At 61.7% G+C, this 22,890-nt stretch carries 27 protein-coding genes and 3 pseudogenes; 13 read left to right on the forward strand and 17 right to left on the reverse strand.

The genetic code is table 11. The features are described from left to right. The first annotated feature begins 236 nt into the window (after positions 1–236). The 4 genes from def (at position 237) to truA (ending at position 3,073) form a co-directional block, all read left to right on the forward strand. A complete protein-coding gene (gene def / locus JCM21793_RS07700; protein ID WP_025029994.1) occupies positions 237–767 on the forward strand; it encodes a peptide deformylase in 531 nt (176 codons plus the stop codon). A 124-nt stretch (positions 768–891) separates the two neighbouring features. Continuing rightward, positions 892–1,827, forward strand: coding sequence for a methionyl-tRNA formyltransferase (gene fmt, locus JCM21793_RS07705; protein ID WP_025029995.1), 936 nt, complete (start codon positions 892–894; stop codon positions 1,825–1,827). Then, positions 1,824–2,327, forward strand: coding sequence for a GNAT family N-acetyltransferase (locus JCM21793_RS07710; protein WP_025029996.1), 504 nt, complete (start codon positions 1,824–1,826; stop codon positions 2,325–2,327). The genes fmt and JCM21793_RS07710 overlap by 4 nt, the downstream gene beginning before the upstream one ends. A gap of 2 nt (positions 2,328–2,329) precedes the next feature. Next, positions 2,330–3,073: a tRNA pseudouridine(38-40) synthase TruA gene (truA, locus tag JCM21793_RS07715; RefSeq protein WP_025029997.1), complete on the forward strand. Its 744-nt coding sequence runs from the start codon at positions 2,330–2,332 to the stop codon at positions 3,071–3,073. On the opposite strand, the gene JCM21793_RS07720 is transcribed toward truA, so the two are convergent. Beyond that, positions 3,067–3,609 (reverse strand): Lrp/AsnC family transcriptional regulator, encoded by a 543-nt coding sequence (locus tag JCM21793_RS07720; RefSeq protein WP_025029998.1) that lies wholly within the window; start codon positions 3,607–3,609, stop codon positions 3,067–3,069. The two genes, truA and JCM21793_RS07720, sit on opposite strands and share 7 nt — an antisense overlap. A 51-nt stretch (positions 3,610–3,660) precedes the next feature. Between JCM21793_RS07720 and JCM21793_RS24740 the strand changes: the two are divergent. Beyond that, positions 3,661–4,835 (forward strand): annotated as a pseudogene (locus JCM21793_RS24740) (MFS transporter). Between the two features lie 22 nt (positions 4,836–4,857). Here JCM21793_RS24740 and JCM21793_RS07730 read toward each other — a convergent pair. From JCM21793_RS07730 to dapD, 4 genes and pseudogenes are all read right to left on the reverse strand, one after another. Continuing rightward, positions 4,858–5,454 carry a hypothetical protein gene (locus JCM21793_RS07730; protein WP_025029999.1) on the reverse strand — a complete coding sequence of 199 codons (597 nt, stop codon included), beginning with the start codon at positions 5,452–5,454 and terminating at the stop codon, positions 4,858–4,860. Beyond that, positions 5,455–6,641: pseudogene (dapE, locus tag JCM21793_RS24745) on the reverse strand (succinyl-diaminopimelate desuccinylase). Between the two features lie 59 nt (positions 6,642–6,700). Further along, the gene (locus JCM21793_RS07740) at positions 6,701–7,072 is read right to left on the reverse strand and encodes a DUF805 domain-containing protein (RefSeq protein ID WP_025030000.1); all 372 of its coding nucleotides are present in this window, start codon (positions 7,070–7,072) and stop codon (positions 6,701–6,703) included. Positions 7,073–7,092: 20 nt separating this feature from the next. Beyond that, the gene (gene dapD, locus JCM21793_RS07745; RefSeq protein ID WP_025030001.1) at positions 7,093–7,947 is read right to left on the reverse strand and encodes a 2,3,4,5-tetrahydropyridine-2,6-dicarboxylate N-succinyltransferase; all 855 of its coding nucleotides are present in this window, start codon (positions 7,945–7,947) and stop codon (positions 7,093–7,095) included. Between the two features lie 144 nt (positions 7,948–8,091). Here dapD and JCM21793_RS07750 point away from each other — a divergent pair, with 144 nt between their 5' ends. The 3 genes from JCM21793_RS07750 (at position 8,092) to JCM21793_RS24755 (ending at position 10,001) form a co-directional block, all read left to right on the forward strand. Next, positions 8,092–8,931, forward strand: a complete 840-nt coding sequence (locus JCM21793_RS07750; RefSeq protein ID WP_025030002.1) for an LOG family protein — start codon at positions 8,092–8,094, stop codon at positions 8,929–8,931. A gap of 69 nt (positions 8,932–9,000) precedes the next feature. Next, positions 9,001–9,411, forward strand: coding sequence for a hypothetical protein (locus JCM21793_RS30180; RefSeq protein ID WP_025030003.1), 411 nt, complete (start codon positions 9,001–9,003; stop codon positions 9,409–9,411). A 47-nt stretch (positions 9,412–9,458) separates the two neighbouring features. Next, the gene (locus tag JCM21793_RS24755) at positions 9,459–10,001 is read left to right on the forward strand and encodes a copper chaperone PCu(A)C (RefSeq protein ID WP_244439696.1); all 543 of its coding nucleotides are present in this window, start codon (positions 9,459–9,461) and stop codon (positions 9,999–10,001) included. Between the two features lie 121 nt (positions 10,002–10,122). On the opposite strand, the gene JCM21793_RS24760 is transcribed toward JCM21793_RS24755, so the two are convergent. Together JCM21793_RS24760 and JCM21793_RS07770 are read right to left on the reverse strand one after the other, a co-directional pair. Further along, positions 10,123–10,983: a DUF817 domain-containing protein gene (locus JCM21793_RS24760; RefSeq protein WP_036539881.1), complete on the reverse strand. Its 861-nt coding sequence runs from the start codon at positions 10,981–10,983 to the stop codon at positions 10,123–10,125. A gap of 5 nt (positions 10,984–10,988) precedes the next feature. Continuing rightward, positions 10,989–11,705: a pyrimidine 5'-nucleotidase gene (locus JCM21793_RS07770; RefSeq protein WP_025030005.1), complete on the reverse strand. Its 717-nt coding sequence runs from the start codon at positions 11,703–11,705 to the stop codon at positions 10,989–10,991. Between the two features lie 154 nt (positions 11,706–11,859). On the opposite strand from JCM21793_RS07770, the pseudogene JCM21793_RS24765 reads away from it, so the two are divergent. Beyond that, positions 11,860–12,761, forward strand: a pseudogene (locus JCM21793_RS24765) (EamA family transporter). Positions 12,762–12,951: 190 nt separating this feature from the next. Here JCM21793_RS24765 and JCM21793_RS07780 read toward each other — a convergent pair. The 7 genes from JCM21793_RS07780 to argB all read right to left on the reverse strand — a co-directional run bounded on the left by JCM21793_RS07780 (position 12,952) and on the right by argB (position 18,512). Then, positions 12,952–13,617: an ArsR/SmtB family transcription factor gene (locus JCM21793_RS07780; protein ID WP_025030006.1), complete on the reverse strand. Its 666-nt coding sequence runs from the start codon at positions 13,615–13,617 to the stop codon at positions 12,952–12,954. 144 nt (positions 13,618–13,761) lie between these two features. Beyond that, on the reverse strand, positions 13,762–15,165 hold the full coding sequence (locus JCM21793_RS07785; protein ID WP_025030007.1) for an MFS transporter: 1,404 nt from the start codon (positions 15,163–15,165) through the stop codon (positions 13,762–13,764). Between the two features lie 441 nt (positions 15,166–15,606). Then, positions 15,607–16,293, reverse strand: coding sequence for a DUF6544 family protein (locus JCM21793_RS28160; RefSeq protein ID WP_025030008.1), 687 nt, complete (start codon positions 16,291–16,293; stop codon positions 15,607–15,609). Continuing rightward, positions 16,293–16,730 carry a carboxymuconolactone decarboxylase family protein gene (locus JCM21793_RS07795; protein ID WP_202901408.1) on the reverse strand — a complete coding sequence of 146 codons (438 nt, stop codon included), beginning with the start codon at positions 16,728–16,730 and terminating at the stop codon, positions 16,293–16,295. Before JCM21793_RS07795 ends, JCM21793_RS28160 begins: the two co-directional genes overlap by 1 nt. Then, positions 16,711–17,115, reverse strand: a complete 405-nt coding sequence (locus tag JCM21793_RS07800; RefSeq protein WP_025030010.1) for a MerR family transcriptional regulator — start codon at positions 17,113–17,115, stop codon at positions 16,711–16,713. The genes JCM21793_RS07795 and JCM21793_RS07800 overlap by 20 nt, the downstream gene beginning before the upstream one ends. Beyond that, a complete protein-coding gene (locus JCM21793_RS28165; RefSeq protein WP_007009672.1) occupies positions 17,112–17,528 on the reverse strand; it encodes a nuclear transport factor 2 family protein in 417 nt (138 codons plus the stop codon). The genes JCM21793_RS07800 and JCM21793_RS28165 overlap by 4 nt, the downstream gene beginning before the upstream one ends. A 90-nt stretch (positions 17,529–17,618) precedes the next feature. Continuing rightward, entirely contained in the window at positions 17,619–18,512 is an 894-nt protein-coding gene (gene argB, locus JCM21793_RS07810; RefSeq protein WP_025030011.1) for an acetylglutamate kinase, read from the reverse strand. A gap of 191 nt (positions 18,513–18,703) precedes the next feature. Here argB and JCM21793_RS07815 point away from each other — a divergent pair, with 191 nt between their 5' ends. From JCM21793_RS07815 to msrB, 4 genes are all read left to right on the forward strand, one after another. Beyond that, positions 18,704–19,243: a sigma-70 family RNA polymerase sigma factor gene (locus tag JCM21793_RS07815; protein WP_007009674.1), complete on the forward strand. Its 540-nt coding sequence runs from the start codon at positions 18,704–18,706 to the stop codon at positions 19,241–19,243. Continuing rightward, positions 19,240–19,965 carry an anti-sigma factor gene (locus JCM21793_RS07820; RefSeq protein WP_007009675.1) on the forward strand — a complete coding sequence of 242 codons (726 nt, stop codon included), beginning with the start codon at positions 19,240–19,242 and terminating at the stop codon, positions 19,963–19,965. The genes JCM21793_RS07815 and JCM21793_RS07820 overlap by 4 nt, the downstream gene beginning before the upstream one ends. A gap of 128 nt (positions 19,966–20,093) precedes the next feature. After that, positions 20,094–20,648, forward strand: coding sequence for a fasciclin domain-containing protein (locus tag JCM21793_RS07825; protein WP_007009676.1), 555 nt, complete (start codon positions 20,094–20,096; stop codon positions 20,646–20,648). 171 nt (positions 20,649–20,819) lie between these two features. Beyond that, on the forward strand, positions 20,820–21,329 hold the full coding sequence (msrB, locus tag JCM21793_RS07830; RefSeq protein ID WP_025030012.1) for a peptide-methionine (R)-S-oxide reductase MsrB: 510 nt from the start codon (positions 20,820–20,822) through the stop codon (positions 21,327–21,329). 11 nt (positions 21,330–21,340) lie between these two features. On the opposite strand, the gene yihA is transcribed toward msrB, so the two are convergent. From yihA to JCM21793_RS24780, 3 genes are all read right to left on the reverse strand, one after another. Beyond that, positions 21,341–22,018, reverse strand: coding sequence for a ribosome biogenesis GTP-binding protein YihA/YsxC (yihA, locus tag JCM21793_RS07835; protein WP_025030013.1), 678 nt, complete (start codon positions 22,016–22,018; stop codon positions 21,341–21,343). A gap of 93 nt (positions 22,019–22,111) precedes the next feature. After that, entirely contained in the window at positions 22,112–22,420 is a 309-nt protein-coding gene (locus JCM21793_RS07840; protein WP_025030014.1) for a hypothetical protein, read from the reverse strand. Further along, positions 22,407–22,784, reverse strand: a complete 378-nt coding sequence (locus JCM21793_RS24780) for a hypothetical protein (protein WP_025030015.1) — start codon at positions 22,782–22,784, stop codon at positions 22,407–22,409. Before JCM21793_RS24780 ends, JCM21793_RS07840 begins: the two co-directional genes overlap by 14 nt. Positions 22,785–22,890: the final 106 nt, after the last annotated feature.

The following is a 22,890-nucleotide window of genomic DNA, read 5'->3' on the forward strand; positions in this document are numbered from 1 at the left end:
GCGCCACAGGCCGGTGACAAGCACGGCCATCAGCACAAACAGCAGGACGCCGCCGGCAAGCAAGAGCTGGCCAAGTGTAAATGTGCTCGCGCCAAGCTGCGCCACGGGCGTGGAGAAAATGTCGGACATCTCGTTCATGCGCGGCACTCTAGACGATTCGCAATCGCATCATAAGACCAAAACGTGAACACGCGTTCCGTATTGACGTTCCCGCGGGCAGGGCTTACCTGACTGCCATGACGATTAAACCACTTGTTCTTCTTCCTGACCCGATCCTGCGCGAAACTTCCAAACCGATCGAGCGCTTTGACGATCAGCTACGCACATTTGCCGACGACATGCTGGCAACCATGTATGACGCGCCGGGTATAGGCCTCGCCGCCATTCAGGTGGGCGAGCCGTTGCGCATGCTGGTGATCGACGTTTCGGAGAAGGACGAAGAGCCGGCGCCGATGGTGGTGATCAACCCGCAGATCGTTGCCAGCACCGATCAGCGCAATGTGCATGAGGAAGGATGCCTTTCCATTCCCGATTACTATGCGGAAGTGGAGCGGCCTGCCGGCGTGACGGTCAACTATCTCGATCTGGACGGCAAGCAGCAGACCGTGGAGGCCGACGGCCTGCTCGCCACCTGCCTGCAGCACGAGATCGACCATCTGAACGGTGTTCTGTTCATCGACTATCTGTCGAAGCTCAAGCGCGACATGGTGGTGCGCAAGTTCAGGAAACTCGCCAAGGACCGCCCGCCCGCGCGCATGGTCGGCTGACCCAATCCTGCCATGTGAGGCAATTGGCCCTGCAGGGCTTGACCAGAAGCGGATAAATCCGCTTCAAGCACCGCAGGAGCGCGGGTGCGCTCGTTTGACTGACTGAACGCATCGGACACGCGGCATGGCACTTCGTCTCATCTTCATGGGCACTCCGGATTTCTCCGTCGGCACATTGCAGGCGCTGGCTGGGGCCGGGCACGAGATCGTCGCCGTCTATTCGCAGCCGCCGCGACCTGCCGGACGACGCGGACTTGAGCTCACCAAGTCGCCCGTTCATCAGGCTGCAGAAGCGCTCGGTGTCGAGGTGCGGACGCCGAAATCGCTCAAGGGCGAGGATGAGCAGGCCGCGTTTGCCGCGCTAGAAGCGGATGCGGCCATCGTGGTGGCTTACGGGCTTCTTCTTCCAAAGCCCATTCTGGAAGGCACACGGCTTGGCTGTTTCAACGGTCACGCCTCGCTTCTGCCTCGCTGGCGGGGGGCTGCGCCTATCCAGCGCGCGATCATGGCCGGTGACACAGAAACCGGCATGATGGTGATGAAGATGGATGAAGGGCTCGACACCGGACCCGTGGCCATGACATCCCGCGTTGCCATCACCCTGGACATGACCGGCGGCGAACTGCACGATGTGCTGAAGGAAACGGGCGCTTCCCTCATGGTCGAAGCCATGGATGCGCTCGAAAAAGGGGCGCTTACGCTGACACCGCAGCCCGATGAGGGTGCGACCTATGCCAAGAAAATCCTGAAGGACGAAACCCGCGTCGACTGGAACAGCCCTGCCCGCGCGGTTCACGATCACATTCGCGGGCTTTCGCCCTTTCCCGGCGCCTGGTGCGAAATGCCCTTCGGCAGCAAGCCGGAGCGCGTCAAGCTTTTGCGGGCAGAACGCGCCGACGGCAATGGCGCGCCCGGTCAAGTTCTGGACGACGCCCTGACGATTGCCTGTGACGAAGGCGCGGTACGACTGACCGAAGTGCAACGTGCCGGCGGCAAGCCGATGCAGGCCCTGGACTTCCTGCGCGGGGCGAAGCTCGGAAAAGGAACCGTGCTTCCATGAACGCAATGAATATTCGTACCGAAACCGTTGCCGACCGCGACGCGGTCCATGCCCTGCTGCGCACCGCCTTTGACGGCGATGACGAGGCGAGGCTTGTTCAGTCGCTTCATGCCGATGGCGACGTGGTTCTTTCGCTCGTGGCTGAAACTGAAGGCACGGTGTGCGGCCATGTGCTCTTCTCGCGCCTTCATGTCATAAACGGCGACGCTCGCTTCCCCGCCGTAGCGCTCGCGCCGCTTGCCGTTTCGCCTGCCCTCCAAAGGCAGGGGATTGCCGCGCGGCTTGTCGAGGAAGCTCACCAGCGCCTGATCACCGGCGGCGAAACTCTGTCTGTTGTCCTGGGCGAACCAGCCTATTACGGCCGTTTCGGCTATCGGCATGAGAATGCCACAAATTTTGAGAGCGACTATCAGTGCGAGGCACTGCAGGCCGTGCAATGGGGCAATGATGCACCGAGCACAGGTAAACTCGTTTATGCTCCAGCCTTTGGCGGGCTTTGAGCATGGCGCGTTTTCGCATCGACATCGAATATGATGGCGGGCCCTATTTCGGCTGGCAGCGGCAGGCTACCCATCACTCCGTGCAGGCCGCGCTGGAGACCGCCATCGCCGCCTTTTCAGGCGAAGAGGTGACGCTTTTCGGCGCCGGACGCACGGACACCGGCGTGCACGCGCTGGCGCAGGTGGCGCATTTCAACCTTTCGCGCGAATGGACGGCTCGCACCGTGCAGAACGCAATCAATGCGCATCTCGCCATGGCCGAGGAGACGGTTGCCGTGATTGAGGCTGCGCAGGTGCCGGACGATTTCGATGCACGCTTTTCCGCCAAGGCCCGACACTATCTCTACCGCATTCACAATCGCCGTCCGCCACTGACAGTGGACCGCGCTCATGCCTGGCATGTGGCGGCCCCGCTCGATGCGGAGGCGATGCACGAGGCCGCGCAGCGGCTGGTCGGAACCCATGATTTCACAACGTTCCGCGCGGCCCAGTGTCAGGCAAAAAGCCCGATCAAGACGCTCGAGAAGCTGGACGTGACCCGCAATGGCGAATTCGTGGAGATCCGCGCCTCGGCCCGCTCCTTCCTGCACAATCAGGTGCGGTCCTTCGCAGGAACGCTGAAGCGTGTGGGCGAAGGCGGCTGGAGCGCAGATGATGTGACCCGGGCGCTCGAAGCCCGCGACCGCAAGGCCTGCGGCCCGGTCGCGCCACCGCATGGGCTCTACCTCACGCGTGTGGACTACTGAACGATCTCCGCCGGCCGCGCGGCCTTCGGCACCGGCCATGACAAGGTTACACCCGGCTGCGGTGGGCGCTCCAGATAGGTGGAGAGCACCACATAGCTGCGTGTGGCCTTGACGCCCGGCGTGTCATAGAGACGGGCAAGAAGACCTTCCAGCGCACGGGTCGAAGCTGCGCGCACTTTCAGCAACATGCAGGCATCGCCCGCCACCGAATGGACCTCTTCCACCTCGGGACACTCGGCGATTGCCATCAATGCCGGCGTCTTGCCCCAGCCGCTCGTGTCCACATGGATGAAGGCGAGCAACCCCTTGCCCACCGCGCCCGGATCGATCAACGCCGCCATGCGGCGAATCGCACCGCTTTTCTTGAGCCGCTTGACCCGTTCATGGGCGGCGGGTGCAGAAAGGCCCACCCGCTTGCCCAGCTCGGCGTAGCTGACTGTCGCATCCTCGACCAGAACGGCTAATATTTTTCGGTCCATCGGGTCCAGCTGCTGTGCCGCGGCAGCCAGCGAGCGAATATCATCTGTTTCTTTCATGGTTCGGCATTTTCCGATTGATGCTTAATTTCATTCGGTCAGTATGCCTTTATGTCGAAGATCAATCAAACTCCAATCGAAGAGCCTCTGGCGCTTGCGCTCGACGGCCGCATTCCGCCGGCCGTCTTTCTGCTGACGGGATGCGTCGCCGTGATCGGCTGCAACTCGCTCGTTCTGTCCCCGATCGCACCGGAGGTTTCGCGTTCGCTCGACGCTTCGGTTCAAGGTGTGATGATCGCCTCGGCCGCTTTCGGCCTGGGCACGGCCGGCAGCGCCCTTTTCTGGCGCGCCATATCGACCGTCTCGGCGCATGGCGCATGCTGCGGCTGGCCTTTGCAGCGCTTGCAGCCGCACTCGGTGTCAGCGCGCTCGCCCCGGTTCTGGCGATGCTGGTGGCCGCGCAGCTTGTCGCGGGGCTTGCTGCGGGCGTCGCCCTGCCGGCGATTTACACCAATGCCGCCACGGTTGCCCCTGCCGGGCGCGAGACGGAAACCGTGGGCATCGTTCTGACAGGCTGGACGCTCAGTCTTGTCGCCGGTGTCTCTCTTTCAGCGGTGCTGGCAGACATATTGCACTGGCGCGCCGTGTTTGCCCTTGTATGTCTGCTGGCCGTGGGCGCCTTTCTGATACTGGCTCTCAACGGGCGGCGCGACACGCCATCCGACGAGCCCGCCATGGCGCCGCTGGCAGCCCTTCGCACGCCGGGTCTTCTTCCGCTGCTGCTGGCCTGCGGTGCTTTTATGGCCTCGTTCTACGGCGTTTATGGCTATATCGGCGCCCATCTTGCCGGTGCACTTGGCAAACCCGTTAGCGCGAACGGACTTTTGACACTGGTCTACGGGCTCGGATTTGGCGGAGCGGTGCTGCTCGACAGACCCGTTCAGCGCCTCGGCGCTCACAATCTTCTGCCCTTCGCCTTTGCCTTCGTGGCTGCAATCTACCTCTTCATGATGTGGGGCGCGCATAGCTTTGGCGTCCTGCTTGCCGTGGCCTTTGTGTGGGGTCTGGCAAACCATCTCGGTCTCAACATGCTGATCGTACGGCTGAGCGGCATCGCGCCCGCCAGACGCGGCGCGATCATGGGGCTGAACAGCGCCACCACTTATATCGCCGCCTTTGCCGGCACGCTGGGCTTCGGCCCGGTTTATGCCGGGCTCGGACTGCCGGCGGCTGCGGCAATGGCAGCCCTCCTGACGCTGGTTGCCGCTCTATCGGCCGCGCGCTGAGAGACTTGCTTGGGCCCTGCCCCTAACCCACTCCGCGCGACAGGCCAAGCAGCCCCTCGGCCGTGAAAAGCACTGCGAGGGACGCCGCAAACATGGCGGCGAACACAGCCGTGGCGACGGCTGGCCCCTTGCCGATGGCGACATTTGTGAGCCGCCACGACAGGATCATCGTGCCGATGAAAACGAGGAAGGTCAAAGAGCCCGTGAGATCGGCAGCCTCCGGCAGAAGCAGCTGGAGGAGCATGACAGGAAGCATGACCCAGGAAAACAGCGCAGAGGCCCAGTTGCTGGCCACCACGTAATGCACGAAACGATCGGCCACGCCGGCTGGGCGCGCGGCGAGCGCCAGAATGACGTAGGGCAGGACCCAGGTCGCCAGGTCCGTCAGCAGCAACCGCGCGAACAGTGAGAAGCGGGAGCTGAAAACATCTGCACCCGCCAGTTCGTTGGAAATCGTCACCCATCCCACCACCATGGGCGGAACAGCGACGAGAATAGCGAAAAACGAATTCCAGAAACCGTCCGCCGACAGATCAAGCAGGCGCAGCCCCTCCGAACGCCCCATCATCATGCGCCAGACACCGGCAAAATATTGCTGGATCTCGGCGAAGGAGGGCATTCAGGCAAACCAGTCTTCAAGAAAACGCAGATAGATCTGCGTCAGGGTTTCAAGGTCTGTCAGCGCCACACGCTCATCGACCATGTGCATGGTCTGGCCGACAAGGCCGAACTCGACCACGGGGCAGTAATCTTTGATGAAGCGTGCATCCGAGGTGCCGCCGGAGGTGGAGAGTTCCGGGCGTACACCGACTACGGCCTCAACCGACGCGACAGGGTTTCGACCAGTTTCTCGTCCCGCGTCAGGAAGACGGGGCTCGGGCGGCCAAGCCAGTCAATGTCGAAATCGACTGGCTGCTCGGCGCCTTTGCGCAGGCGGTTTTCCTCTGCGGCGCGGTCGAGCCGGTTGTGGATTTCGGCCTGCAGGCTTTCCACGCTCCACGTATCGTTAAAGCGGATGTTGAAGACCGCTATCGCCTTTGCAGGAATGACGTTTGTCGCCGTGTTGTCCACGTCAATCGTGGTGACTTCCAGATTACTCGGCTGGAAATCGGCTGTGCCTTCATCGAAGGGCTTTTCAAGGAGTGCGCCAAGCAGCTGCATGAGGCCGGGCACCGGATTGTCTGCCCGGTGCGGATAAGCCACATGGCCCTGGCGACCATTGACGGTGATGCGCCCGGTGAGCGAACCGCGCCGGCCGATCTTGATCATGTCGCCGAGCCGGTCCGGATTGGTGGGCTCGCCGACGATCGATGCGTCCCACTTTTCGCCGCGTTTCACGGCCCATTCAAGAAGCTTGACCGTGCCGTTGATGGCGGGGCCTTCCTCGTCGCCAGTGATGAGGAAAGAGACGGAGCCTTTCGGCCTTCCGTGGGTCTTCACATAGCGGGCGAGTGCGGCCACGAAGCAGGCAATGCCGCCCTTCATGTCGACCGCGCCGCGGCCATACATCTGGCCGTCGGCGATGGCGGCGGCAAAGGGCGGATGCTTCCATGCGCCTTCATCGCCGGGCGGCACCACATCTGTGTGACCGGCGAACATGAGGTGCGGCCCCTCGCCGGCGAGCCTGCCGTAAAGATTTTCGATATCGGGCGTGCCCTCTTCGGAGAAGACCGGGCGTTCAACCGTGCAGTCGAGCGCCTTCAGCATGCCCTGAAGCACGGAAAGCGCCCGGCCTTCAGCCGGCGTGACGGAGGGGCAACGGATGAGTTCGGCGAGATTCGCGGCGGGATCGGTCGGCAGTGTCATGCGCAAGGGATAATCCAACATCAGGCCGCTGTCACGCAACAAGCGGCCCAGCCTTTCGGCTACTGCTTCGGCGCGTTTGTCCGATCACCATATTCGTTGGCGCCCGCATCGCCCGGATAGAGGCAAAGCACGACAAAAGCGAGGATCGACACCATCGGGATGAAGAGCGAAACGGCAAAAATGCCCGGCTTGCCGAAATCATGCAGACGCTTGACGCCCAGCGCGACGGACGCGAAAATCGAAACCACAGCCAGACCCCAGAAAAGCAGGGCCCATAAGCCGCTGGCGCCGCTCCCTTCCGGCGCCAGGGTGAAGCGATAGAGCACAAAGATCTGCAGGACAATGAGAAGCATGCCCCCCAGGAAAAAGGCGGCACGGCTCACCCGTCCGGAAAATCCGAAAAACAGCCAGGCCATCTGTCCCTTGGGCATTGTGCTTCTCCGCAGGCCGGTCAATCGCGCAGGAGTTCGTTGATCGACGTCTTGGAGCGGGTCTTTTCATCGACGCGCTTGACGATCACGGCGCAGTAGAGGCTCGGACCCCAATTCTCGCCAGGTACGTTTTTACCAGGCATGGTGCCTGCGACGACCACCGAATAGGGCGGAACTTCGCCGTAGAACACTTCGCCGGTGGCGCGGTCGACGATCTTGGTCGACTTGCCGATATAGACGCCCATGCCGAGCACCGAGCCTTCACGCACGATGCAGCCTTCGACCACCTCCGAGCGCGCACCGATGAAGCAATGATCCTCGATGATGGTGGGGCCGGCCTGCATGGGCTCCAGAACGCCGCCAATGCCGACTCCGCCCGAAAGATGAACATTCTTGCCGATCTGCGCGCAGGAGCCGACGGTGGCCCAGGTGTCGACCATGGTGCCCTCGCCCACATAGGCGCCGAGATTGACGAAGGAGGGCATCAGCACGACGCCGGGCGCGACATAGGCCGAGTGGCGCACAACTGCATTGGGAACAGCGCGGAAGCCGGCCTTCTCGAACTCGTTGGCGCTCCAGCCGTCGAATTTGGAAGCGACCTTGTCCCACCAGACGGCATCGCCGGGCCCGCCCTTGATGACCTGCATCGGGTTCAGCCGGAACGAAAGCAGCACTGCCTTCTTGAGCCACTGGTTCACCTTCCAGGAGCCGTCCTCCAGACGCTCTGCAACACGCGCCTTGCCGCTGTCGAGCAAATGAAGCGAGGTTTCCACCGCATCGCGAATCTCGCCGCGTGTGTCTGTCGAAACGCCGTCGCGCTCGTCGAATGCCTTTTCAATTGTCTTTTCCAGCGCGGCGGCATCGGTGTTCGTCATGCTTGCGGCTCCATTGAACAAGCTGTTAAGGGCTCAGCCATAGTTTGGGAGAAGGACCCAGATCGGCGCGGAAACTATGCGAAGCGTCACTAGGGGTCAATCTCGGGATCGCGCGGGGACGCGCCAACGGACGGATAAATGACGATGGATTCAAAAGACGAGAACGGCTGGACACCTCTACCGCATTCCGATGAAGACCTGCGTCGTGCAAGACAGGTGCCCGATACACCGCAGACGCGCGCGGAAACCTACCGTCTTGCCTGGGACGACGAGGACTTCATGACCCGACGCGAACTGCGGCCGGTGCGCCTGCAGCTCGAACTCCTCAAACCGGAAATGGCACTTGCAGAACGTGGCATCCGATCGACGGTGATCCTGTTCGGTGGCGCGCGCCTGCCCGAGCCCGGTGGAGAGGCCTGGGCCGCCAAGAACGAGACGCAGAAGAAAAATCTCGAAAAGAACAGCCGCTACTATCAGGAAGCCCGCAAATTCGCGCGGCTCTGCTCGGAAGAATCGGCCAAGTCCTACTACCGCGAATATGTGGTGGTGACGGGCGGCGGACCCGGCGTGATGGAAGCCGGCAATCGCGGTGCTGCCGATTGCGGCGCCCCCTCCATAGGCCTCAACATCGTGCTGCCGCATGAGCAGGCACCGAACCTCTATGTGACGCCCGAGCTCTGCTTCAACTTCCACTATTTCGCGATCCGCAAGATGCATTTCATGATGCGTGCGAAGGCGGTCGCCGTGTTCCCCGGCGGTTTCGGGACAATGGACGAACTGTTCGAGACGCTGACCCTGATCCAGACCGGACGCATGGAGCGTTTGCCGGTGGTGCTGTTCGGCAAGGATTTCTGGGAAGGCGCGATCAATCTTGCCTTCCTGGCCGAACAGGGCACGATCTCGCCCGGAGACGATGAGCTGATCACTTTCGTCGACACGGCCGAGGAAGCCTGGGCGAAGATCGCCGAGTTCTACGAATTCTGATCCCGAATGCCGTCATGCCGCAGTCCGCGGCACTGGCGGCATGGACAACAATCGGCTAGGCATTTGAGGATGATCTCCTGCCGAGGCAACACAAGCTGGTTTGGAAGCCTGCGCCGCGATGCGAAGCTTTTCGCGGCGGTCGGGTGTCTTTCTCTGCTCATGGGGCTGCTGCAGCCGCTGGCCCTGGCTTCGGCTGCACCGGCGTCCTACGGCTTCGTCATCTGCACGACTTACGGGATTGGCACAGCCTCCGATGACAGCCGTGAACATCCCCGCACGACCGAATGCCCTCTGTGTCTGAGCGGGCACACCTGTGGTTTCCAGTTTTCGCCCGCCACGCCGCAGCTCCTGGCACTGGTGCTGCCAATACCGCAGGAGAACGGTGCCGCTGTATCCCATTGGGGCGACGGACCACGTACCAACTGCGAGCGACACGGCACACGGCATCCGCGCGCCCCCTGCCCCTGCCTGATCTTTTAAAGCCCGGGTTTCCGGCAATTCAAAGCTCAGACATGAAAGGCAGAACCATGCGTTCAAACATCCTTATCGCGGCAGCGGCTGCGTTCCCGCTAATCACAACGGGAGCAGTGGCTCACGGAACGAGTGCCGACCATCACGCCTCCAATCAAGAGGTCACGGAAACGACCGCGGACCACCACGCCGTTGAGGCCGGCGATCTGAGAATCGCACACCCCCGGGTGCGGGCCATGCTGCCCGGTCAGCCGTCTGGCGGCGGATACATGGTCATCGAGAACACCGGCTCCGACGATGACCGGCTGTTGACCCTGACCTCGCCACGCGCCGGCAAGGTGGAGGTCCACACCATGGAAATGAACAATGACGTGATGGTCATGCGCCCGGTGAAGGGCGGCCTGACGATCCCCGCCGGCGAAACGGTGACGCTGGAACCCGGCGGCCTGCACGTCATGTTCATGCAGGTGGAAAAGGGCTTTCAGGAGGGCGAATCCATACCGCTGACACTCGAATTCGAAAAGGCTGGAAAGGTCGATCTGGAGCTAACCGCAGGCCCCGCACGCGGCAGCGCGTCCGATACGGGGCACAGCCACTGACGCCGGGAGCGGCCTCCCGCTAAAACGGTTCACCGTCTCATGGAAGCGCCGCTCCGCTCCATCTGCCTGTTTTTCCGCGTTTGCGCGAACGTCGGGTGATTTCACCTGACTGCGAAATGCTCTACAGGGGGGCGTCGTCGGGCGTTCGAGGACGGTGAACCACAGTCACCAGAACGAACGAGATGATCATCAGGAGATACCACGAGCCCAGTTTGGAAATAGAAACCGGCGTCCATCCACCGGACTGATCCGGGTAGATCCAGGCACGCGACCAGGTGCCGATGTTCTCTGCAAACCAGATGAACAGCGCCACCAGCAGAAACCCGAGCAAGAGCGGCATCCGATGGCGAAACCGGAATACACGGTAGTGCACCGACGTGCGCGCGAAAAGCAGCGCAGTGGCCGCAAAGAGCCCATAGCGCACATCGACCGTATAATGATGGGCGAAAAAATTCACATAGATCGCTGCCGCCAGAGCCAATGTCATCCAGAAAGCCGGATAACGGGTATAGCGCATGTCAAAAATACGGCTGATGCGGGCGAGGTAGGACCCCACGGCGGCATACATGAAGCCTGAGAAGAGCGGCACAGCGGCGATGCGGAAGAAACTCTCTTCCGGGTAGACCCACGAGCCCGCCGAAGTCTTGAATAGCTCCATCACCGTGCCGACCACATGGAAAATAAGGATGACCTTCGCCTCAGACGGTTGTTCGAGGCCGGCGACCAGCATGACCATCTGTATGGCAAGCGCTGCCAGAAACAGGAAATCGTAGCGCGCCAGAAAGGCGTTTTGTGGCCACAGGTAGTGTGTTGCGATGATCAGGGCGAGGAGCACTCCGCCGAAAAGGCAGGCCCATGCCTGCTTCAGCCCAAATACGACGAACTCAACCAGAGCGCCCGCCAGACCGTGCGCAGGCAACCTGTCGAGCACGCGATGCGCGAGTGCGTCGATGCGCGCTTCAAAAGTCGTGAAACGCCGCATCGGCGTCAGGCCTTCATCGCCGTTTCAAGGAAGTCCGCGAGGTTGTCTGTGACGAAGTCGACATCGTCTTCCTCGTTCGCGTCCTGCTCCCATATCTCGGTGAAGGTCGGCTCGAAATTGTTGGGCACGACCAGAACCGTGGTCATGCCAAGCTTCTTCGGCACCGCCAGATTGCGCGCCAGATCCTCGAACATGACCGCGTTTTCGCCCACCACCCGATGCAGGGCGACGAACTTGTCATAGGTGGCCGCAGCCGGCTTCGGAAGAAGACCGGCCGCAACGATGTCGAAAATGTCGTCGAAATGGTCGAGCACGCCGAGCTGGCGCGCCGCACGCTCGGCATGACCGCGATCACCATTGGTGAAAATGAACTTGCGGCCCGGCAGGGCCCGGATCGCATCACCAAGCCTCGGGTCGGGATCGAGCCAGGAGTAATCGATGTCGTGCACCTTCTCGAGAAAATCATCCGGGTCGATGCTGTAGCGCTCCATCAGCCCGTTGAGCGTCGTTCCGTATTCCCGGTAGAGGTTTTTCTGGAGCGTTCTGGCTTCGTCGCGCTCCATCTGCAGGAGTTCGGACACATAAGCCGTCATCTTCACGTCGATCTGCGAAAACAGATTGCTGTGATGCGGATAGAGCGTGTTGTCGAGATCGAACACCCAGTCGGTGACATGGGAAAAGCGATCTGCGGTGATGCGGTGGGCTGAGAGCTGGTTTGTCATACATTCCTTATGGCAGACACGTGCCTTGCACGACAATCTGCACAACCGGCTTTTGCAGAGCATTCGTGTCGGCTCGGACGGTAGCCAGATTGGTATACCGATTTGTTGCGTGTGCGCCTTGCGCATTTTGCATCGGGATAGCAAAAGGCGCGGCATGGAAATCTGGATCCCGATCACCATCGCCGCAGCCTTCCTGCAAAACCTGCGCTCCGTTGGCCAAAAACACCTCAAAGGCGTGATGGGCACGACGGGCGCAACCTTTGTGCGCTTCGGCTTCGGCATGCCGTTCGTTCTTGTCCTGTGGCTTCTGCTGCACTCGGCCGCCGGTTACGAGTTTCCGGAAATCCACGGCACGTTTCTCGCCTGGACGCTGCTCGGTGGACTGGGGCAGATTTCCGCGCAGTTTCTGCTGATCTATCTATTTTCCTTCCGCAATTTTGCGGTCGGCACGGCCTATTCGCGCACCGAACCGGCGCAGGCGGCCATCTTTGGCCTTGTGCTGCTTGGCGAAATGGCAGGCTTCGGCGCGCTCATTGCCATCGCGGTCACGGTGATCGGCGTGATGCTGATCTCGGTCGCCCGCGTGCCGATGAGCTGGAGCAATCTGTTCCGCTCGCTCATCAGCCGCACAGCGCTGATCGGCCTTGCCTCCGGCACGCTTTTCGGCGTGACGGCCGTGGCCTATCGGGCCGCCTCGCTTTCTCTCGGCGGGCCGAACTATCTGATGCAGGCGACCACGACGCTGGCCGTTACCATCACGTTCCAGACCGTCATCATGCTTGCATGGATGCTCTGGCGCGACCGCGCGAGGTGGGACGCATCGCAAAAGCGTGGAAGCCTTCGCTTTTCGTGGGTTTTGTCGGCGCTGCCGCCTCGCTCGGCTGGTTCACGGCCATGACGCTGCAACAGGCAGCGGTGGTGAAGGCGCTGGCGCAGATCGAGATGATCTTCACCTTCGCTTCATCCGTGTTCTTCTTCCGCGAGCACATCAACCGCACGGAAGTGGCGGGATGCTTTCTGATCGTCGCGGGCATCGTGCTTCTGGTGCTGCTTTAGATGTGGTGCGTGGTTCGACAGGCTCACCATGAGGGGCGTATAGGCTGCCGCCCCTGAGGCACACTATGGATAGGTTTCCCGCCAGGCACATCCCTCCCTCATGGTGAGCCCGTCGAACCACGCACGACGCTGTTGCCACGAAATCGGGAACCCGCTTGCGTTTTCGGGCCGGTGTTACTGGCTCAAAAGATCAGGCACCGGTCTCGACGGAAAGGCCGGCGGCTTTCCAGTCGGGGAAGCCGGCGTTCAGGAGGCGTGTCCTGATGCCCTTTCGGCGGAGCAAAGCGACCGCAGTGACCGAGAGAACGCAATGGGGCCCACGGCAATAGGCAATCACTTCATGCTCCACGGGCAATGCTGAAAGGCGCTCTTCCAGCTCTTCCACCGGAATGTTTATCGCCCCCGGCAGATGGCCGATGGCAAACTCCTCGCGCGGCCTGACATCGAGCAGCGTCACGGAGGAATCGCGAAGGCGCTCCAGAAGTTCGTCCCGCGAAATGCCCTCCAGCCGTTCGGTCTGGTTCACGCTGTCGGAGATGACCGACTGGATTTCGGCCCGCCGATGCTCTGCAAGATATGTGAGGGATGCGAGGAGTTCGTTGATGGGGCCGCTCGCAAGATCGTAGAGAATGCGCTTGCCATCGCGCCTTGCCACCACAAGATCGCTGCGCTTCAAATGTTGCAGATGCTGCGACGTGTTGGCGACCGAAAGGCCCGTCAGCTCCGCAAGCCGCTCGACCGAGCGCGCACCCTGCGACACATGCTGAAGAAGCATCAGGCGCTGGGGACTGCCCAATGTGCGCGCGATCTCCGCGAGTTCGGTGAGAAGAGCAAGCTGGGCGCGTTCGATATCCATTTGCAACATATAGGAAAAACAGCTTTGTCAATCAATCTATTGAGCGTTTTCAATCCGGAAGGGCGGCAGTGTGCGTCAGACTCCAAGAATGAGGCCTGACGCGATGATCGCAGTTGAAGCGTTCCCGCTTTTCCTGAAATCGCTTTACTCGGCGGGATGCGTTGCGGGGGCCGCGATGCGCCGGCCTGACGCAAAGGACAGAAGTGCCGCCACCAGATAGGCAACCGCTGCCGTGCCGAACGCCCAGGCATAGCCTGCGATGGTGTCGATCTGCGTGGCCGCCACCGCCATCAGGATCGCAAGCCCAACGGTGGGACCGAGTTCCATCGCGGTGTTCATGACGCCGCCGGCGAGGCCTGCCCGGTTCTGGGGAACGTTTGCGGTGGAAAGCACTGCCGAGCCGGAAAAGGCGAACGAGATGCCAACCGCCACAAGGACAATCCCCGGCAGAAGGCCCGGAAGATAGCGCGTATCGGGCGTAATCTGCGTGAGCAGCGCGAGCCCGACGGCGGCGATCAGCAAGCCGATGCCGGTCATGCGGGCCGGCCCGAAACGGCCGACCAGCGGACCCGCTGCCCGCCCCATGACGATGAGGGCCACTGCGAAGGGCACGAAGGCCATCGCCGTCATGAAGGGCGACCAGCCGAGTATCTGTTGCAGATAGAGCGACAGCACGAAATTGACGACGCCCGAGCCCGCTGCCGCCAGAAACATGCCGAAAAGGCCGGTCAGGCGCACGGGCTCCAGAATGAACCCCGGCGGGAGAAGCGGATCGCGAACCCGGCGCTCGATCGCAAAGAATGCGGCGAGCAGGACGAGGCCCGTCAGCAGGGGGGCAAGCACCATGGTGGAACGCCAGCCATGATCATCAGTCGCGATGAGCGCAAAGCTCGAAAGGGATATGCCCAATGTGGCGAACACCGCGCCTAGGGGATCGAGGCCCGGTCTGCGCTCCGTGCTTTCGCTGACGCCGCGCGGCAGAAGCCCCGCCGAGGCGCTCAAGCCGAGCAGGGAAACCGCCACCGGCACAGCGAACATCCAGCGCCATGAAATCCAGCTCGTCAAAACGCCCGATACGATGAAGCCGAGCACCGCGCCCAGAACGGAGACACCGCCCCAGGTGACCATGGCGCGGCCGAATGCCGCCGGCTCCGGAAAGAGGGCTCGAAGAACGGCCATGGCAGAGGGCGCCACCATGGCGCCGCCAACGCCCTGAAGGAGGCGCATCGCCACAAGAACACGATAGCTGGGCGCCAGCGCCGCGATGGCCGACGCCACACCGAAGACGATGAGACCGATGGCAAACATGCGCCGGCCGCCGAAACGGTCGGCAAGCCTGCCACCGAAAAGAAGCAGGCCGCTGAATGGCAACCCATAGGCTGCGAGCACAAGAAGCAGGTCCGCTGCGGTGAGGCCGAACTCACCGGCGATGATGGGCAGCGGCACAGTGATGAGCGCGATGGTGAAGATAAGTGTCGCCTGCACGGTGGCCAGAATGACAAATGCGAGCGAACCGGCGGTTGGGGGAGCGTGGTGCTTGGGAGCCATGATTGTCCTGCAGCTGTTGAGGGACCTGAAGCCGACCCGAGACGGCGCACGCGTTGAGCGCACAGAGCCGCCGTAGCTTTCCGGCTTTATCCATCATTCAATTATACAATTGAATGATGGAGTCAAGGCAAATTAGAGGCCTGCCTGCAGGGCGCTTGCCGATCTGGTCGAGGCGTCAGCGACAGGATGGTTTTGCCAGACGGTTGCGTGAGGATGAGGAGCGCGCTCTGGCACCGACGGCACTGCGTATGCGAATGGAGCGCAATGCGCGCATTCTGCACCCGGGCGTGCGGTTCGGCGGGCTTGAGCAGCGTTGGGCTATGGAAGTCGGGGGTTGCCGGAATGGTTCACCGTTTCCTGGAACGCTGTGCCGGCCATTTGCTTGGTATTCCGCATACATGCGATCTCGGTGAAGCCACCTTACGGAAGCCTCTTGCAGGATCAGCGCCGTATCTCAACTGGCACGGCAATCTTCCAGCGTTCCAGACGCCCCTGCCAGACGCAGAAGCACCTGCCATTCACCTCCCAGCCGACTTCGGCGGCGTGTGGGATCCAGCGACTACCGACCCGGCGATAGTCGCTGAAAGCACCATGCCACGGGCGCTCCCGCAGGCCTGTCTCCTCCTGCCGAGGCCGGTCGTGAGCCGTGACGGTTGCAACGTGGCCATTGGCATCCAGCGTGAAGATCACCGATGCATCGACAGACCCGATATTTGCCGTCACCCGCAGACCGCCATTCGGCAGGTCCTCCCAGCGCAGTTGGCTGTTGTGCAGGATCGCATCTGGGGCCCAGGGTAACTCCGCCAGATAGCGCATGAGCTCGCCCTTTGTGAGCGCATCGGAAACATGGGAGCGATTCAGGGGCACAACCCCGAACAGGAAGAGACCCGCTTCCGGCTTCCCGTTAATAAAACCGTCCCTGACGGTCAGAGCGCCGAAAGGACCTGTTCTTGCGACCCAACTGAATGCAGGGCTTCCAAGGGCGATCCACTGGTGCGCCGTAAAGCGCATCCAGCGGCTTTGCTCACCTGTTCGCAGCCGCCCGGACTGGGCAAGCGTGACCCGGTGCCCGGCAGACGTGGCCGAAGCACCCAGTCGCGCTGCAAGCTCGCGGGCTGCCCGTTGCATCAGATACCGTCCCAGGCCGACGCAGACTGCGCGTTTGTCCTTTCGGAGAACAGCTCCAAAGCCGCATTGATGCCGTTGATGGCGGCAGGCCAGCCACCATAGGCGGCCATTTGCAGGATCACTTCCAGGATTTCGCGTTCGCTTGCCCCGACTGCGAGCGTATGCTCGATGTTCACCCTGAGCTGAGGTGCGGTTTGTCCACCAAGCGCCGTCAGCGCCGCCACGGTGGCGAGTTGCCGCGTTTTGAGATCGAGACCTTCCCGGGCATAGAAGCGCCCATAAGCCCCCTCTATCAGCGTTTCGGAAAACCCCGGAAGCGCCGCATCGTAGCGTCCGGCCAGGATGGCCTCCAGATCGGGATTGAGCGTTTCCGCGATCGCACGTCCCTTCTCAAGTGCGCTGGCGGGCGATCCCATCTCATTTGTCAGGTCGGTCACTCTCGTCTTCCTTCCTGCCGCCCTCGGCGCGATGGCGCGCTTCGATTTCGGCATAATTCATGATCTTGTAGTCGAGCAGTTCGACGCATTCCTGGAGCTCGGCAATTTTTGCCAGAACCGCCGCGCGTTGACGCTCAAGCATGCCGCGGCGTTCGGCCGACGTGTCATCGCCCTTTCGACGCAGGCTTGCATAGGTCTCCACATCGGCAAGCGGCATGCCTGTTGCCTTCAGCATCTTGATGAAACCGAGCCAGGGGACGATGGCATCATCATAGGCCCGCTGCCCGCCCTGTCGCCAGGGCGGGTCGATGAGCCCCAGCTTTTCGTAATAGCGTAGCGTATCGATGCTCAGGCCCGTGCGCCGCGCGACTTCGCCTATTTTCATGCGGCCTCCATATGGGCTGAAAGCGCTTCTTCAAGCCGGGCACTGTCCTCACAGAACTGATAGTGCGCGATCTTTCCGTCGCGCACGCGGCAACGCAAAACCCATTCGCTGAAGAAGCGCTTTCCGGTGGAAGCGACGGTGTGGTCGAGCTGACCGCTGGCGAAGGCCACGCCCTCGCCCGCTCCAAGGTGCTCCACGGTGAGCGACTGATTGCTGAAGGTGTTGCCGAGCGCGGCGAGAAAGGCGCGAAATCCTTCATGCCCTCTGCGCGCTCCGTAGGGCGGGACGGACGGTTTCGCTTCTGCTCGAACGCCAATGAATACGGCATCCGCGGCCACGAAGGCGCAGGCCGCATCGACATCGCCCGCTTTCAGCGCCGCAAGGAATTTCTCGATGATGTTCTGCTCATGCATATGTGCATCTCCATAGTGTGCACATATGCATCTACTTTCTGGAGTGAACTCCAGGTCAAGCGGTTTCTGGCGATTTTATCGTCCGTGCCCTCACGGAACGATCAGCGTGCCCGCACCATGCTCGGTGAAGAGTTCGAGCAGGACGGAATGCGGGGTCTTGCCGTTCAGGATGACGACGCCTTCCACCCCGCGCTCGATGGCTTCGATGCAGGTTTCCACCTTGGGGATCATACCGCCGGAGATGGTGCCATCCTTGATGAGCGCGCGCGCCTCGGAGACGGTCAGCTCGTCGATCAGGTTCTTGTTCCGATCGAGAACGCCGGGCACGTCGGTGAGGAACAGGAGGCGCGTGGCGCGCACGGCGCCGGCGATGGCGCCGGCAAAGGTGTCGGCATTGATGTTGTAGGTGTGGCCGTCGCGGCCCGGCGCCACCGGGGCGATGACGGGGATCATCTCGGAATGGGCGAGCAGATCGAGCAGCGTTCGGTCGACCTCGACCGGCTCGCCGACGAAACCGAGATCGAGCACGCGCTCGATGTTGGAATCGGGATCGACCACGGTCTTGTGCGCTTTTTCGGCGAAGACCATGTTGCCGTCCTTGCCGCACAGGCCGATGGCCCACTCGCCCTCGGCGTTGATGAGCGCAACGATTTCCTTGTTGATGGAGCCGGCCAGCACCATCTCCACGATCTCGACGGTCTTTTCGTCGGTAACACGCAGGCCGCCCTCGAATTTCGATTCGATGCCCATTTTCTTGAGCATGGCGGCGATCTGCGGTCCGCCGCCATGAACGACGATGGGGCTGACGCCGGACTGCTTCAGGAGTGCGATGTCGCGGGCGAACGCCTGACCAAGCTCCGCATCGCCCATAGCGTGGCCGCCATACTTCACGACGATGGTCTTGTTTTCATAACGCTGCATGTAAGGCAGTGCCGCCGAGAGAAAGCGGGCCTGGGCTTCAGCAGTTTCCGTCATGTCCGTCATCGCGTTGTTCCCCAAAGTCAAAACGGCGGTTTCTTAAAGCATTTTTCGCGGCAAGTGAAACGATCTTGCGGATCAGCAGATAAAAAGCTGCGTTCGAGCCCCGCAGGCATGCTTGCCTTTGCGCGGACGTGCGCTAACTCTGTTGCGAGCCAGCCTTTCCCATCGTGAGTTTTGCACCTAATCTCCCCTACATGACACCAGACGAGATAACGAAGCTGATCTTTCGAACCGCGCTCAGGGAGCGTGCGGCATTCGATCTTCTTTATCGGCACACCAGTGCGAAACTCTTTGGCGTCTGTCTGCGTGTCTTGAAAGACAGGGCGGAGGCCGAAGAGGCCCTGCAGGACGTTTATGTGAAAATCTGGACCAAGGCTGACCGGTTTGCCGCGACGGATCTCAGCCCGATAACCTGGCTGGTCGCGGTGGCGCGCAATCACGCGATCGACAAGCTGCGGGCACGCAAGGCCCCGGCGGCGGAACTGGATGAGGCCCAGGCGGTTGCCGACCCCATGCCAAACCCGGAAAGCATGGCCGAGGCCGGCAGCGAGCGCCGGCGGATCGATGCCTGCCTCGGCGAGCTTGAAACCGACCGAGCCACGGCAGTGCGCGGGGCCTATCTCAACGGTGACAGCTACGCCGAACTTGCAGCACGTTTCGATGTGCCGCTCAATACGATGCGAACCTGGCTGCGGCGCAGCCTTTTGAAGCTCAGGGAATGCCTGGAACGATGACAGTGGCAGACGAACACGGACCCGAGAGGAGCGACGACGATCTCGTTGCGGCCGAATATGTGCTCGGCGTGCTCGCAGCCGAAGAGCGCGCCGCTGCTGCGCGCCGCATCGAAACCGAACCGGACTTCGCGCATCTCGTGGAGCACTGGGAAGCCCATCTCGCTCCCATGGCGGGCGCCTATGAAGCGGTGGAGCCTCCGGTAAACGCGAAGTCGGTCATCGACGCGCGGCTTTTTGGTACCGAGCCGGCAGCGCAAGAAAAAGCCGGCCTGTGGTCGAGCCTTGCCTTCTGGCGCGGTGTCGCGGTGGCGGCACTCCTTGCGTTCGGCACCTATGTCGCCCTCACCTATACGAGCCTGCCCTTCGGCAGCCAGCCGCTTGAAGAACAGCGCTTCGTTGCCTCACTCGCCCATGACGATACCGACGTGCGCTATCTCGCAATCTATGACAGCACCAAACGCGACGTGGCGCTCTCCCATGTTTCGGGTGCACGGCCCGATGGGCGCGATTTCGAGCTCTGGGCCATCGAGGGCGACAGACCGCCGGTCTCTCTGGGCGTGATTCCGGTCGGCTCGAGCGTGCATGTGGCACTCAGTGAGGCGCTCGGAGCGGCCATCGATGCCGGTGCCGTTTTCGCCATTACGACCGAACCGTTGGGCGGTTCGCCTTCGGGTGAGCCAACCGGCCCGGTGGTTGCACTCGGCGACCTGCGCGACATCTGATTTCGGACTTCGAAAAAAAATCCAGACTTTTTTGAAACTTCCCGGAGCGTCCCTCCGTGTTTCCTCATGTTCCCCAAAACGGGCCGACCACGAAGGCGGTCCCGCAAACGAACCTGAGGAGTTTAAACATGCGTAAGATCACTGCTTCCCTTCTCGCCGGCTCGCTCGCTCTCGCTTTCACGGGATCGGCTCTGGCCGAAAACCCGATGGTCGGCGGCGCAGCCATGTATGCGGACAAGAACATTGTCGAAAACGCGGTCAACTCGAAGGACCACACCACGCTGGTCGCGGCCGTGAAAGCTGCCGGTCTGGTCGAGACGCTTTCGGGCGAAGGCCCTTTCACCGTTTTCGCACCGACCAACGCCGCTTTTGAGAAGCTGCCCGATGGCACTGTCGACACGCTTCTGAAGCCCGAGAACAAGGAAACGCTCGCGACGGTGCTGACCTGCCACGTCGTGGCGACCGAGGCCATGTCCGACGCCATTGGCAAAATGATTTCCGACGATGGTGGCAACCATCCGGTCAAGACTGTCGGCGGCTGCATGCTGGAAGCCAAGATGGACGGCGACAGCATCACGCTGACCGACGAGAACGGGAATGTGGCGACCGTAACCATCGCGGATGTGGATCAGTCCAACGGCGTCATCCACGTGATCGACACGGTTCTTCTGCCGAAGGGCTGATTGGGATCCTGCAGAAGGACAGGCAGGTTCCGAACGGGGCTTTCGGAACCGCGAAGGGCGGCGCATTGCCGCCCTTCGCACCTCACACCGACTTGACTTTGAGGTGAAGGCCCATCCGGCTTACGGTCCGCCGGAATTTGATGCGCACCAGAAGCGCAAAGGAGCTTGACGATGAAACGCCGCAAATTTCTCTATGGCACGGCTGGCGCCCTGGCTGCATTGACGGGCGGAGCTTTCGTACTGCGCGACCGGCCCGGCGGTAGCGCCATGGCTGAAACCTTCGAAATCACCAGAACCGAGGAAGAGTGGCGCGCGATCCTGACGGAACAGCAATTCGCCGTGCTGCGGCAGGAGGCAACGGAACGCGCCTTTACGAGCCCGCTCAACAATGAGAAGCGTGCCGGCCTTTTTCACTGCGCCGGCTGCGATCTGCCGCTCTATTCATCCGAGGTGAAGTATGATTCGGGCACGGGATGGCCGAGCTTCTGGGAAGCGCTGCCCGATGCCATCGGCACAAGGCCGGACAATTCCCTCTTCATGACCCGCACCGAGTGCCATTGCCGGCGCTGTGGCGGCCATCAGGGCCACATCTTTGACGACGGCCCGCCGCCGACCGGCAAGCGCCACTGCATCAATGGCATAGCTTTGACGTTCAAACCGGGTGCAACAATGCCGAGCTGAAGTTCCTGCGCTCAGCCGTCGGTCACGGCGCGGGCGATGGCGTCACGCAGTTCGTCCATGCCGTGGCCCTTTTCCGAAGAAGTGGCGACGATTTCCGGGAACGCCGCGGCGCGTTTCCGGAGTTGGGCCTCGGTGGCGGCGAGCAGCTTTTCCACCGCCGGCGGCTTGATCTTGTCGATCTTGGTCAACACCACCTGATAGGAGACTGCGGCTTTGTCGAGCAGGTCCATCACCTCCTCGTCATTCTTCTTGATGCCGTGGCGGGAATCGATCAGCAGGAAAACACGCTTCAGCGTGACGCGTCCCCTGAGATAGTCGAAAACCATTTCGGTCCAGGCGTCGACCTGCGCCTTGGGTGCCTTGGCGAAACCGTAGCCGGGCATGTCGATGATGGCCATGGGCGGCAGGTCGCCATCCGCACCGGAATAACCGTCGGGAACAAAAAAGTTCAGTTCCTGCGTGCGACCGGGCGTGTTGGATGTGCGGGCGAGACCACGCTGGACAATCAACGCGTTTATAAGCGATGACTTGCCGACATTCGAGCGGCCGGCAAAGGCCACTTCAGGCGGCCCTTCCGGGGGCAGAAACTTCATCGCCGGCGCACCACGCAGGAAAACCCACGGACGCAGGAAGGTCCCGCGATCAATCTGCGCCCTGCCGGCGGCTGCGCCATCCTGTGATGCGTTCACGCCATCATCTCCATTGCCGTTCAGATCACGGCATCAAGACTGACGGGGCATTTGTCAACTGCGCTGTTGCTGAAACCGTATTTTGCAGGTCATTCAGGCGGTGCCGAGAACCTGCATTCCGCCCAGATCGCGTGCGCGGGGCCTGCGGCTCGCCTCAAGCAACGCCTGGCCGAGGTATTCAAGATCGCAGGCTTCCTGCGGGCGCCATCCACACGGGCAACAGGCCGGCTCCCGATGTGCTGCGGCTGTCTCGCGGTAAATAAGACCTATGGCGCGCACCGCCTCGCGCATGACGACCATTGGCGGCAGGCCGGTCCGGCGCATCAGCTCGCTCATTTCCTTCATCATCTGCATCTTGAGATGCGCTTCCGCCTCCTGGCGGCGGTGTTCAAATCCACTCATTGGTGCCAGTCTGTCCTTCTAAGTGCGCAGAGTTTCTGCGCGAAAATCCCTCGGCGGCCTGCATTCCGCCGGCCATCACGTGCAATTCGCCACAGGCCTCGTCCAGTTCACGCATCGTCTGGAAGAGCGTTTCGCGGTCCCGGCAGTGGGCGTCGAACAGGGCAACGAAGATCGTGTTGCTGCCGTCATGCGGCTCCGGTGCGTCATTCGCACGCGCCAGGCTTTCGGCGGCAGCCCGCTTGGCGGCCTGAACCTTGGAACGCAGCCGCTCCACGCGCAGATATTTGCCGCGGTAGCGCTCAAGCTCTTCCGCTTCAAAGGCATGATGGGATGCAAAATCGTCGATTGGGCTCAAATGCATCATGTCGCTCACCTTTCAGCCTCCGGCCGCCTCTGATGAACAGAGCGGCCGGAGACACAGACACAATACTATACTAAAAATGTCAAGTTTAATGATGCGGCCGGCGGTG

The sequence above is a fragment of the Nitratireductor aquibiodomus NL21 = JCM 21793 genome (genome assembly GCF_000615975.1).
Taxonomy (GTDB): Bacteria; Pseudomonadota; Alphaproteobacteria; order Rhizobiales; family Rhizobiaceae; genus Nitratireductor; species Nitratireductor aquibiodomus.